The organism is Tenacibaculum salmonis (assembly GCF_041053065.1).
GTDB classification, from domain to species: Bacteria; Bacteroidota; Bacteroidia; order Flavobacteriales; family Flavobacteriaceae; genus Polaribacter; species Polaribacter pacificus_A.
The window spans coordinates 1590868-1603822 of record NZ_JBFCVV010000001.1 but is presented as its reverse complement, the minus strand read 5'-3'; the positions used below and the strand labels follow the sequence as shown (position 1 = coordinate 1603822).

Genomic DNA, 12955 nt, shown 5'->3' with positions numbered 1-12955 from the left:
TATGAAGCAAATTATAACCTTAATTTTTTTCTTTACAATCACTTTTGTTTTTTCGCAAAAGCTTACTTTAATTGATGCTAAAACTGGTAAAAAAATTGATGGAGTTGCTGTATTTAATAAAAATAAAACAATAGCCGAAGTTAGTAATATTGATGGATTTGTAAATGTTTTTAAATTTAAAGAAGATGAAGTTATTGTTTTTTCACATGTAGCTTATGCTGATTATCAAGAAAAAAAATCAACTTTAAAAAAAAATAAATATCAGGTTTATTTATCAAAATATTCGGAACAATTAGACGAAGTTGTTGTTTCTGTATTTAAAAATAAAGAAAAAACTAATAGAATAGCAGAACAAGTTGCTGTTGTTTCTTTACAAGATATTCAAAAAGTATCACCACAAACATCAGCAGATTTATTAGCAAGTATTCCTGGAATTAAAGTGCAAAAATCACAATTTGGAGGTGGAAGTCCTGTACTTAGAGGGATGGAAAGTAATCGTGTTTTATTGGTTGTTGATGGCGTACGAATGAATAATGCAATTTATAGAAAAGGACATTTACAAAATTCAATTACAGTAAATCCAAATTTATTAGAACGAACCGAAGTAGTTTTTGGTCCTTCATCAGTTATTTATGGTTCTGATGCGCTTGGTGGTGTGATTCATTATTATACGAAAACACCAAAACTGTCGAATAAAAATATGATTACAGGAAGTAATTTTTTACGATATAGTTCGATAAATAATGAAGTAACGAATTCGATATCTGCAGAATTACAATTTAAAAAATGGGCATCTTTAACAAGTATATCACATAGTAGTTTTGGCGATTTAAAAATGGGTAAAAATAGAACTCATGGCTTTAATGATTGGGGAAAAGTGTTTTTTTATTCAGATAATTTAAATGGAAACTATACTGAAAATCCGAAGAAAAATAAGGATGTAAATTTGCAGAAAAATACAGGATTTAGTCAAACTGATTTTTTACAGAAACTATTTATTCCTTTATCAAAAAATACCGATTTAAAGTTTAATATTCAATACTCAACATCATCAGATATACCAAGATTTGATAAGTTGACAGAGTTAAAAGATGGTGATTTAAAATTTGCAGAATGGTATTACGGACCACAAAATAGGTTGTTAATTTCTTCTCAGTTAGATATCAATCCGAATAAAAAATGGTTAGAAAAAGGAACAATTACTGTAGCGTATCAAAATATTGAAGAGAGCCGTATCCAAAGAAAATTTGGAAGTTTAGAGCGATCTTATAGAAATGAAAATGTACAAGTTTATAGTGCTAATGCTGATTTTACAATCCCTTTAGCAGAAAAACGTGATTTAGGTTACGGTTTAGAAGTTGCATATAATGATGTAACATCAGAAGCTTATGGAAAAACACTAAATATCGTTAATGGAGAAATAACAGGTTTTGATGCTGATTTTATAGTACAATCTCGTTATCCTGACGGAGGAAGCAGTTATTTTAGTACTGCAATGTATTTAGATTATCGCCAAGATATTACGTCAAATTCAACTTTAAATACAGGAATTCGATTAACAAATACACAGTTAGATGCTCGTTGGATAGATGAAACATTTATAAAATTACCAAACAATAATATTAGTTTGAACAATACCGCATTAACTGCAACTGCGGGTTATGTTTATAAACCTTTTGAAAATTGGCAATTAAATGCTGTATTATCATCGGGATTTCGTTCGCCGAATATTGATGATGTAGGTAAAGTTAGAGAAAAAAATGGCGAAGTAACCGTACCAAATATTAGCTTAAAACCAGAGCATGCTTATAATGTTGAAATTGGTGCTCAAAAATATTTTAATAATAAAAAATTTCAAATAGGAGCAAATGTGTATTATACTTTATTGAATAATTATATTTATCGAGAAGCTTTTATGTTAAACGGTAGCCCTACAATTCCTTATGAAGGAGAAGAAAGTATTACTGTAGCAAATGTGAATAAAAGAACGGCTTATATAACAGGTGTAACGGTCAGTTATCAAGGTGAATTTTCTAAACATTGGAAAACATCAGGTTCTTTTACTTATACAAAAGGGAAGGCTTATGATACTACTTTGCCATTGTCATCAATTCCGTCATTATTTGGTCGTTTTGAATTGAATTATGCTAATAAAAAATTTGAAAGTGGTGCTAATTTTATCTTTAATGCAAAAAAAGATATTTCAGATTATAATTTAGAAGAAGGTATTGATAATCATCAACAAACACCAGTTATCAATCAAAATATAACAAACGATATTGATAAATATTACGGAACGCCAAGTTGGATGACTGTTGGTTTATATGCTAAATATACGTTGAATAAAAATATTTCAATACAAACGCAGTTTAGTAATTTATTTGACACTCATTATAAAGAATTTGCTTCAGGAATTTCAGCTCCAGGACGCAATATTTCAATATCATTATTAACTAATTTTTAAACACACAGAAAAATGATAAATATATTTAAAATTGTAAGTTTATTAGAAGGGATTTCTTACATATTATTACTTTTTATAGCAGTGCCTATTAAGTATCTTCAAGGAAATGCTGAGTATGTAAAAATGCTAGGAATGCCTCATGGAGTATTATTTGTAGCCTATATAATTATAGCAATTATGTTAAAATTCGAATTAAATTGGAGTGCTAAAACTTTCGGAATTGTTAGCATATTATCAATTTTACCTTTCGGGACTTTTTTTGTTGGAAAGTATTTAAAAGCGTAATATTAGTAGTTTTTAAGAATAATATGGTAATATATTTATCTTTTAAAAGGTAAATATATTACCATATTATTACTACCCACCACTAACAGGTGGAATAATAGCTATTATACTGTTTTCTTTGATGATAATATCATCTTTAGCGTAACTTTCGTTGATAGCTACAGCAAATGAGCTCATGCTTTTTAGTTCAGTGTGTTGTTTTACAAGTAATTCTTTAAAATGGCTGACACTACAATTAATAGGAAGTGTTACTTCTAAAGAAGAACTTCCTATTAAATCTGTAGCGATACCAAAAAGTAGTACAGTTATGTTCATATTAGTATTTGAGGATTTTTCGCTTATAACCTCTATAAGTAGATTAAAAGTCTAATTTACAATTTAATTCCGAAAACTATTCTATTTTCAGCTTTTCCGTTAAAATTAGACTTAGCAAAATCGACACGTAAAAAACGCCACTTCCCAAAACCGATGTTATCCAAACCAACAGCAAATTCAGAATAAGGTTTGTTTTCAGCTGTAAATAATCCTTTTACACCAGTAACTAAATGAAGATTTAATTTATTAATTAATGGAATTTTACTTAGCAAAGCACCTTTAAAATTATATTCTCCATGTAGTTCTCCATATTTATCATTAGTACTTAATTGATAATAAGGTAGCATATAAAAGTTATCTAAATAATTATCTTTTGGAGCAATTAACAAACGATTTCCATTAAAATGAACATAATCAATAAACGGAATGTCTTTTTTCTTTAAAAATACGCCCCCTTTAGCTTTATATTTAAATTCTCCCCAATTACTTAAATTAATTTTTTGAGTTAATTGAGAATAGAACATATCAGAATTTAATGTAGTATTTCCTGAACCAAAATTTTTAGTATATCCGACAAATAAAGTAGGATATTTATTAGTTCCTACATTGTATTTTCCATCAGGATATGACATATATTTTTGTTCGAAATTAATATTTGCTCCTAACTTAAATGACCAGATATGATGCGGTGTAAATGAACTTGTGAAATTTGCAGGTTCTTGCGGATTGTTAGCTGTATAATTAACATTTTTATTAGAAAACATCACATAATCACTTGTATTAAATAAAGGTTTTCTATCTGCATATTCTAAGGAAGAATATAAACGAATACCATTATTTATTTCTTCTGAAAAAGCAATTTTAGTAAATGTTTTCTCATAAATTTTAAGGTAATTTCTTTCAAATAAAACCGAACTTATAGTATTCCAAAACTTTGAAATAGGTTTTTGGGCATTAAATTGAGAAGTAGTAATACCTACTGAAGCAGTTAAAATAGGTTTATTTGTATTATTCCATTTGTAAAAAAAGTTTGCTGTTGGTCGTGCTTTTTTATCAGAAAAACCATAATTTATTTTTGTACCAATATTAAACTGTTCTCCTTTTTTATTAACTGATTTCGAATATTTAATTCCAATTGATGAGTTCCAACCTTGTACCGTGTTAAAGTTTAAATCTTCAATAGGAGAAGAGATATCGATATTCCATTTATCGTAGGTATTATGATAAGAATATCCTGAAATAATATTTATAAGATTAAATTTATTATCTTTTGTATCTGTAGAATCTAAATATTTTTTAGAATTTCGGACAGTTTTAATGCTGTCTTTTAATTTATAATCTGCATTTTCTTCGGATGTTAAAGTAACTGGACGAATTTTATTCCAATATAAACTATCTTTTTCGGTGGCGTTTTTCGCAAAAGATAAAACTTCATTACTAAATGATTTTTTAGTGAAATTAGGTGCGAAATTATAATTTGAATATGCTGCCGAAAAACGACCATTAAAATTAAACCCAAAGATACCAGCTTTAAAATCGATTGTTTGTGTAACAGGAATCCAAACTTTGTTTTTTAACGAATAATTATAACTTTGTTTGATGAGTAAAGTATCAATCATAGGTGTATTTGCTTGTGCACCTGTAACGAAAACATCAGTTCCGTAAATAGCCCAATCGTCTTCGGATATATAAATAAATCCGCTAAAAACACGGTCGTTTTTTCTTTTTGGAAGTAATTTTATTTTACTGATTAATTTTTCGTTTTTATCATAAAAACTTCCAGTTAATTGATACTTGTAATAATTAAATGCTTCGTTTGCAATTGGCGAAATCATTTGAGCATCTGCTAAATTAAAGGAGTTTTTATAAAAGTTAAAATCAACTTCTTTAGCTTGATTAAAACTAATTCCGTTATTACTTCCCGAAACTTTAGAAGCAATAATATGTTCTTTAAAATTTGTTGGCTTTTTCTGATATGAAATTTTAGAAATAGTTTCAGAAAGATACACAATTCCACTTCTTGTAGAATCTAAACCACCGCCCATATCATCAATTTTATTACCTAGAAATTTTTTGGGAAGATTTTTTACTTTAAATAATCCACGAGAATAAAAATCGGCTGTGTATTGAGAAAATTTAGCTGTATTTTTCTTTTTAGATGCAATTACATTTCGAATAATTTTATTTGCAGGATTTTCTTCGGATGAAATTAAAACTTCATCTAAAGTAACTTCTTCTTCAGAAAGTGAAGTATTTAAAATAAAAGGAAACTTGGTAATTGTAATATTTTTCTTAATTGTTTTGTATCCTAAAAGTTGAAAAATAACGGTGTATTCTCCTTTTTTATTTACTGATAATTCATAATCACCATTATTATTTGTGGTAGTTCCTGTAATTGTATTTTCTAAATAAATACTAACAAAAGATAAAGGTTGATTATTTGTATCGATAACTTTTCCTTTAATTTGAGCAATAGCGATATTAGTAAATACTACAAATAATAGTATAATTAATCTTTTCATGTTTTTTACTACAAACATAAAAAAAACAGGTTTCAACTAACTGTTAAAACCTGTTAAATATTTTATTTAGAGTGTTTAAGATCTAAAGTCAATGTTTTATTATTTCTTCTTTTTTCCAAATAATCCGCCTAAAACATCTTTTACTTTTTTAACAGTTTCTGTTGTTTTTTCTGTTTTAGTGGTGGTGGTTTTGGTTGAGTCTGTTTTTTTATTACCTAATAAATTATTAATAGTATTAACGGCATTTCCAGTTTTATTTCCTGATATTTTACCAATTGCATTGTTAATTAAATTGTCTTTTTGCTGTTGAATTAATTTTTGACTCAATTTAGTTACTGATGATGATAAATCTGTTTTTACAGAAGGATTTTTCATATTTCCTGTAATATTAGCAGTAACAGGTACAGTTGTATTTTGGTCTTTTGTACTTACTTTAGAAAGTAGTCCTTGAACTTCGCTTCCTAAATATTTAGCAGGCACATCTAAAGTTACGTTATAATTCATCTTTTGATCAAAACTATGACTTCCGCCAACATTTATATTGATGTCTTTGTATTTCAATTTAAATGGTTTTACAGATACCTGTCCTTTATCAAAAGATAATTTTGTTTTAATATCTGATAAATCTAATTTACTTAAATCGATAAAAGATAATTTATTGTTTAATAAACTTAAAGCTTTACTGTTTTTAGGTTCAATTTTAGTACTTAATAATTCCGCTAAAGCTTTTCCTGAAACAGATGATAAATCAGGAGTAAAATCACTGTTTAAATTCCCTGATAAATTAATGTCAGAATTTAATTTTCCGTTTAAAGCGGTTGCAATTGGGCTAATCGATTTTAATAAATCTAAACCGTTAAAAGATTCTGAAATATCAAAAGATTTCATTCCTAAATTCATGTTGAAAACAGGTGTTTTTTCTTTGGTATTTACTTCACCATTAAAAGAAATTTGACCTTTAAACATATTCGCATTTACATTTTGTAAAATTGCTTTTTCATCTTTTATTAATAAAGTTCCTTTTACGTTTTTTAATGTTAAGTTGTCGTAATAAACTGTTTTTGCATCTGCTAAAATTTTACAATCTAAAAAAGCAGGAATTTTTAAAGCCGTAGTAGGTTGTTCTTCTTGAGTAGTATTTTCTTCTTCTTTTTGATTATCATCAGTGCTTTCTTGCATGAAGTCACTAATATGAAAAGCATTCGATTTTAAGTTGAAAGTTCCTTGTAATTTTTTATCAGCAAGTAAAAACCCTAATAAATTTTGAATATTTCCAGTAGCATTTAAATCACTTTTACCAGTAGTTGCATTAAATTTATTTAAGGTGATTTCAGTAGGAGTAAAACTTACTTTGGTACTTTTGATACTAATAGGATTAGCAATGTCTTTAGATGCGTACACAAAATCGTTTAGTTCAATATTTCCATTGTTTTTAATACGATTTAAGGTGTTATTTTCAATTGCTTTTAAATCGAACTTAGTATGTAAATTAGCTTTTAAAACCCCTTGTAATTCATTTTCTAAATCAACAGGATATGCTTTATTGATGTTTGCTAAATTTAAAGTTCCATTTAATTTAGCATCAATAGTTGGGTTAGTTGTAATATTGTAAGCTTTTCCGCTACCAGAAAAAACATCTTCATCAATTTTAAAAGATAACTTGTTAATATCAATAAAGGTTTTATCAAGATAACCGCTTGTGTTTTTTAATTGTACATCGATATTAATATCACGTACAGTTTTAGGTAAATAAGGATATTTAAATGAAGCATTGTTCGATTTAAGACTGATATCTAAAAGCGGAATTGTATTGTTTGTAACAAGTCCTTTAACAGTTCCTGCAACACTAAAATCACCACTTGTTTTTACATTTTCAATACTTTTAGTATATGTTTCAGGTACTAACCCTAAAAAGTTTTTAAAGTCTGATGAAGGTGTTTTGAAACTAAGGTCTATTTCTTGATTATTCTCATTTATTTGAACGTAACCATTAAATATTAAAGGTAAATTATTAAGTTTAGCTTCGTTTTTTAAGAATGAAAATTTGCTATTAACTAAGTCCATTCCTAAAAGAGCATCTAAAGTTATTTTTTGATTTTTAGCATATGAAGCACCATCCATTTCAAAAGAAACTAATGTTGATGTACTTGTGTTTAATTCTGAATTAGTTTGAGAAAAATCGCCACTTCCGTTATGATTAAAATCAGTTAATTGTACTTTTAACTTTCCTTTTTTATCATGATATTTTATCAACGCATTATTAATTGCATACGAATTGATAGAAAGCCCAAAATTAGAAGGAGTTTCATCCGTATTTTCAGTTTTGACATCCGAAGGTTTTGCAATATCATAATTTGCAATTCCTATTTCGTTTACTAAAATAGTAAGGTCTGCATCATCAATAGAAAAAGATTGAATGTTAAGTTGTTCTGAAGTTTTTTTGAATAACTCGGTAAGTTTTAATTCTAAGTTAATTTCTTTAGCAAATAACAAAGTGTCTCCTTTAAAAGGTTTTCCGTTGATAATTGAAACATCAGAAAGTTGTAAAGATGCATTCGGGAAATCTCTTAATAAACTAAGATTTGCATCTGAAAAATCTAACTGAGCAGTAATGTTATTATTAACTGTTTTTTTAACCAGATTAATAATTTTATCTTGAAATAAAAACGGTGTTAAAATTAGTATCATTAACAAAGTAACAAATATGGTTAACAGTATTTTATATATTTTTTTCATGAATAATAAATTATTTAGAATGTTATTATAGTTTGCTAAGTTCTGTAATTATTTGTTAAGGAAAAGATAATAAATTATAACTTTTATATTTTTTAGATAGAAGAAATTAAATTGTAAAAAAAAAGTTATCTGATTTTTATTTCAGATAACTTTTTTGAGTTGTTTTTATAAAAAATCACCGAAGAAAAACCAATTTAATCCTTTTTTAATTTTAGCTTTTCCATTTTCTTCTAGTTTTGGATTAGCTTCTTCTTTTTGTTGTTTTTCTATTTTTAAAGATTCTTCTGTAAATAAATCGACAACAAAATCGTCATAATTTTTACCAATTTCTTCTTTTAAGTACGCATCAAAATATAATTCACTTGCTGCTTGACCTTTTACTTTTTCAATGTTTAAAAGAGTTTCATATAATGGTTTTATCTTTTCGATAACACTATTTGGCACTGCTTTTCTACGTCCTGTATAACCAGTAACATTTCCTTTTTCATCTTTATCAATAGTAAAATCGGTAATTACCCAATAATATCTACCAGTTCTGGTAAGGTTTTTAACAATTGCATGAAAATTATTTTTCTTTTTTAAATTATCCCATAATACTTTAAAAACAACCTTAGGCATGTCCGGGTGTCTGATAATACTATGTGGTTCACCAATTAACTCTATTTTATTATATTCTGAAACTGTTTCAAAAGTGTCATTCATATAAAGAATTGTACCAGAAGCATCAGTTTTACTACTAATGGTTTGTGTTTTGTCCCATTTTATTTCTTCATCAATAATTTGTTGTGGACGTAGGGGATTTTTTATCATAAAATTTTAGCTTTTAAAGCTACAAAATTATAACATTCTCTTAATATAATAGTGTTAAAATAGTTTAATAAAATCAAAGGCTGTCTAGTTTGTCTAACCAGCCTTTTTTCACCTTGTTTATTTACAGAAAGTCACCAAAGAAAAACCAATTTAACCCTTTCTTTATTTTACTTTCTTGTTCAATTGCAATTACAGTTTCAACTTGAGGAGATGTAGCTAGTTGTTTCTTTTTTGCATTTTTTAGAGATTCTTCCTTAAATAAAGAAACAACAAATTCATCGTAACTTTTGCCTACTTCTTCTTTTAAAAATCCTTCAAAATACAATTCACTTACTTTTTCACCTTTTAGCTTTTCTATTTCTAAAAGTGTTTTGTATAAAGGTTCAATTTTTTCAACAACACTGTTTGGTACTGCTTTTCTACGACCTGTATATCCAATGATTTTTCCAGCATCATCTTTATCAATAGTAAAATCGGTAATAACCCAATAGTATCTACCATTTTTTGTTAGGTTTTTAACAATTGCATGATAATTTTTTCCTTTTTTTAAGGCATCCCATAATGCTTTAAAAGCAACTTTGGGCATATCGGGATGTCGGATAATATTATGAGGTTCGCCTATTAATTCAATAGTGTTGTACTCGCAGGCTTGGGTAAAAGCAGTGTTTGCGTAAAGAATAGTTCCGTGAATATCTGTTTTACTAACAATTGTTTGGGTTTTATCCCATTTAACTTCTTCATTGATTACTTGCATCGGGGGAATTTTTATGGTTTAATTTTAAAAGTTACGGCAAATTTCTTAACTAAATTATACTTAAAATATGATTTTAGTCATGTTTTAAATTTTAAACTAAATAACAAAAATGTATATTTGTGAGTTCAAACAAACAACAACGAACCTATGAGTGATTCTAGAAAAAGACGTGAAGCTTTGTTATATCATGCCAAGCCAAAACCAGGAAAAATAGCAGTAGTACCTACTAAAAAATATGCAACACAACACGATTTAGCGTTAGCATATTCACCTGGGGTTGCAGAGCCTTGTTTAGAAATAGCAAAAGATAAAAATAATGTTTATAAATATACAGCTAAAGGAAATTTAGTAGCTGTTATATCTAACGGAACAGCTGTATTAGGGTTAGGGGATATAGGTCCTGAAGCTTCTAAGCCAGTAATGGAAGGAAAAGGATTGTTGTTTAAGATTTTTGCAGATATTGATGTTTTTGATATTGAAGTAGATGCTACTGATGTAGATAAATTTGTAGAAACAGTTAAAGCAATAGCCCCAACCTTTGGAGGTATTAATTTAGAAGATATTAAAGCTCCTGAAGCTTTTGAAATAGAAAGAAGATTAATTGAGGAATTAGATATTCCTGTAATGCATGATGACCAGCACGGTACGGCTATTATTTCTACAGCAGCTTTAAAAAATGCCCTTGAAATTATAGGTAAAGATATTGCAGACGTAAAAATTGTAGTAAACGGAGCTGGAGCAGCAGCTATTTCTTGCACACGTTTATATTTAGCATTAGGTGCTAAAAGAGAAAACGTAGTAATGTGCGATAGTAAAGGTGTTATCAGAAAAGATAGAGGTAACTTAACTTCTCAAAAAGCAGAATTTGCAACCGATAATGATGTAAATACTTTAGAAGAAGCAATGCATAATGCTGATGTTTTTATTGGTTTATCTAAAGGTGATATAGTAACACCTGAAATGTTATTAGTAATGGCTAAAGATCCTATTGTTTTTGCAATGGCAAATCCAGATCCTGAAATTGAATACCAATTAGCTGTTGATACTCGTGATGATATTATTATGGCTACTGGAAGATCAGATCATCCTAATCAAGTTAATAATGTACTTGGATTTCCATTTATTTTTAGAGGTGCTTTAGATGTTAGAGCAACTAAAATTAATGAAGAAATGAAAATGGCAGCTGTACATGCTTTAGCTGATTTAGCTAAAAAATCAGTTCCTGAGCAAGTAAATATTGTATATGACGAAGTAAGTCTTTCATTCGGTAGAGAATATATTATTCCAAAACCATTTGATCCAAGATTAATTTATGAAATTCCTCCAGCAATAGCAAAAGCTGCAATGAGTTCTGGCGTAGCACAAGAGCCAATTACAGATTGGGATGCTTATAGAGAAGAATTAATGGACAGGTCTGGTAGTGGAAATAAAGAAATAAGGTTATTACATAACAGAGCAAAAAAAGATCCTAAACGTATTGTATTTGCTGAAGCAGATCATATAGATGTTTTAAAAGCAGCTCAACGAGTTTCTGATGAAAAAATAGGAACTCCTATTTTATTAGGTAGAAAAGAAGTTATTTTAGAATTAAAAGAAGAGCTTGGTTTTGATGCTGAGGTTGTTATTATTGATCCTAAAACAGATGAAGAAACAGATAGAAGAAACAGATATGCTGAATTTTTCTGGAAAACAAGACAACGTAAAGGAATTACTTTCTTAGAGGCACAAAAGTGGATGCGTGAACGTAATTACTTTGCTGCAATGATGGTAAATACAGGTGAAGCTGATGCTTTAATTACTGGGTATTCAAGGTCGTATGCTTCTGTAGTGAAACCAATGTTAGAGTTAATCGAAAAAGACAAAGGAGTTACTAGAGTTGCAGCAACAAATATGATGCTTACCAAACAAGGACCAATGTTTTTGGCTGATACTACAATTAATATAAATCCAACAGCAAAAGATTTAGCTAAAATAAGTCAGTTAACATCTGGTTTAGCAAAAATGTTTGGTATGACACCACATATTGCAATGTTAGGTTTTTCTAATTTTGGATCATCAAAAGCTGAAAGTTCAGTAAAAATAAGAGAGGCAGTATCTTATATACACCGTAATCATCCAAATGTAATTGTAGATGGAGAGTTACAAGCAGATTTTGCTTTGAACCCTGAATTGTTAGCAAAAGAATTTCCTTTTTCTAAGTTGAATGGTAAAAGAGCAAATATTTTAATATTTCCGAATTTAGAATCGGCAAATATTACTTATAAATTAATGAAAGAGACTGAGGGTGTAGAATCTATCGGACCTATTTTATTAGGAATGAGTAAGCCTGTACACATTTTACAATTAGGTGCAAGTGTAGATGAAATGGTTAATATGGCAGCCGTGGCAGTTGTAGATGCTCAAAATAAAGAAAGAAAAAATAAAATCTAAAGGATTTAATACTAAATAATTTGTCTACTTTTAGACATGTTAAAATTCAATTAAATGATAACACAAATAAAAGGGAAACTTGTAGAAAAAAGTCCTACAAATGTGGTAATTGATTGTAACGGAGTAGGCTACTTATTACATATTTCTTTACAAACTTATTCGTTGTTACCTGTGGATGAAAATGTGTTATTATATACTCATTTATCTATTCGTGAAGATGCACATACTTTGTATGGATTTTTTAATAAAGTAGAACGAGAAACTTTTAGATTGCTTACTTCAGTTTCTGGAGTAGGACCAAGTATTGCCAGAACAATGTTATCATCAATGACTACTGAAGAGATACAACAAGCTATTGCTTCAGAAAATGTAAAGGCAATACAATCGGTTAAAGGGATTGGAATAAAAACAGCACAACGTGTTATTGTTGACCTAAAAGATAAAATTGTAAAGATTTTTGATTTAGATGAAGTTTCAATTACTCAAAACAATACAAACAAAGAAGAAGCGTTATCAGCTTTAGAAGTTCTTGGTTTTTTACGTAAACAAGCAGATAGAGTTATTGGAAATATACTAAAAGAAACACCTGATGCTAGTGTTGAAACACTAATAAAAAAGGCGTTGAAAAACTTATAAAAC

General features: G+C 28.3%; 9 protein-coding genes. 4 read left to right on the top strand and 5 right to left on the bottom strand.

What is annotated here, in order from left to right; translation table 11 throughout:
* Nucleotide 1 precedes the first annotated feature (1 nt).
* Both AB0T67_RS06975 and AB0T67_RS06970 read left to right on the top strand, forming a co-directional pair.
* Nucleotides 2-2464, top strand: coding sequence for a TonB-dependent receptor plug domain-containing protein (locus AB0T67_RS06975; protein ID WP_369219713.1), 2463 nt, complete (start codon nucleotides 2-4; stop codon nucleotides 2462-2464).
* A gap of 12 nt (nucleotides 2465-2476) precedes the next feature.
* A complete protein-coding gene (locus AB0T67_RS06970; protein ID WP_271231188.1) occupies nucleotides 2477-2749 on the top strand; it encodes a DUF3817 domain-containing protein in 273 nt (90 codons plus the stop codon).
* Between the two features lie 72 nt (nucleotides 2750-2821).
* Here the strand turns inward: AB0T67_RS06970 and AB0T67_RS06965 are convergent, their stop codons facing one another.
* The 5 genes from AB0T67_RS06965 to AB0T67_RS06945 form a co-directional block, all read right to left on the bottom strand.
* Nucleotides 2822-3064: a MoaD/ThiS family protein gene (locus AB0T67_RS06965; protein ID WP_369219712.1), complete on the bottom strand. Its 243-nt coding sequence runs from the start codon at nucleotides 3062-3064 to the stop codon at nucleotides 2822-2824.
* A 56-nt stretch (nucleotides 3065-3120) separates the two neighbouring features.
* Complete coding sequence (locus AB0T67_RS06960; RefSeq protein ID WP_369219711.1) at nucleotides 3121-5586, bottom strand: DUF5686 family protein; 2466 nt, start codon at nucleotides 5584-5586, stop codon at nucleotides 3121-3123.
* A gap of 99 nt (nucleotides 5587-5685) precedes the next feature.
* Nucleotides 5686-8322 (bottom strand): AsmA-like C-terminal region-containing protein, encoded by a 2637-nt coding sequence (locus AB0T67_RS06955; RefSeq protein WP_369219710.1) that lies wholly within the window; start codon nucleotides 8320-8322, stop codon nucleotides 5686-5688.
* A 165-nt stretch (nucleotides 8323-8487) separates the two neighbouring features.
* The gene (locus AB0T67_RS06950) at nucleotides 8488-9132 is read right to left on the bottom strand and encodes a PAS domain-containing protein (RefSeq protein ID WP_369219709.1); all 645 of its coding nucleotides are present in this window, start codon (nucleotides 9130-9132) and stop codon (nucleotides 8488-8490) included.
* Between the two features lie 121 nt (nucleotides 9133-9253).
* On the bottom strand, nucleotides 9254-9886 hold the full coding sequence (locus tag AB0T67_RS06945; protein WP_369219708.1) for a PAS domain-containing protein: 633 nt from the start codon (nucleotides 9884-9886) through the stop codon (nucleotides 9254-9256).
* Between the two features lie 147 nt (nucleotides 9887-10033).
* On the opposite strand from AB0T67_RS06945, the gene AB0T67_RS06940 reads away from it, so the two are divergent.
* Together AB0T67_RS06940 and ruvA are read left to right on the top strand one after the other, a co-directional pair.
* A complete protein-coding gene (locus tag AB0T67_RS06940) occupies nucleotides 10034-12316 on the top strand; it encodes an NADP-dependent malic enzyme (RefSeq protein WP_369219707.1) in 2283 nt (760 codons plus the stop codon).
* A gap of 54 nt (nucleotides 12317-12370) precedes the next feature.
* Complete coding sequence (gene ruvA, locus AB0T67_RS06935; RefSeq protein WP_369219706.1) at nucleotides 12371-12952, top strand: Holliday junction branch migration protein RuvA; 582 nt, start codon at nucleotides 12371-12373, stop codon at nucleotides 12950-12952.
* Nucleotides 12953-12955 lie beyond the last annotated feature (3 nt).

Bases quoted from the DNA above. Each gene is read 5' to 3' on its own strand.
- ruvA (WP_369219706.1), top strand. From the start codon at position 12,371: ATGATAACACAAATAAAAGGGAAACTTGTAGAAAAAAGTCCTACAAAT.
- AB0T67_RS06940 (WP_369219707.1), top strand. From the start codon at position 10,034: ATGAGTGATTCTAGAAAAAGACGTGAAGCTTTGTTATATCATGCCAAG.
- AB0T67_RS06955 (WP_369219710.1), bottom strand. From the start codon at position 8,322: ATGAAAAAAATATATAAAATACTGTTAACCATATTTGTTACTTTGTTA.
- AB0T67_RS06945 (WP_369219708.1), bottom strand. From the start codon at position 9,886: ATGCAAGTAATCAATGAAGAAGTTAAATGGGATAAAACCCAAACAATT.
- AB0T67_RS06970 (WP_271231188.1), top strand. From the start codon at position 2,477: ATGATAAATATATTTAAAATTGTAAGTTTATTAGAAGGGATTTCTTAC.
- AB0T67_RS06960 (WP_369219711.1), bottom strand. From the start codon at position 5,586: ATGAAAAGATTAATTATACTATTATTTGTAGTATTTACTAATATCGCT.
- AB0T67_RS06965 (WP_369219712.1), bottom strand. From the start codon at position 3,064: ATGAACATAACTGTACTACTTTTTGGTATCGCTACAGATTTAATAGGA.
- AB0T67_RS06950 (WP_369219709.1), bottom strand. From the start codon at position 9,132: ATGATAAAAAATCCCCTACGTCCACAACAAATTATTGATGAAGAAATA.
- AB0T67_RS06975 (WP_369219713.1), top strand. From the start codon at position 2: ATGAAGCAAATTATAACCTTAATTTTTTTCTTTACAATCACTTTTGTT.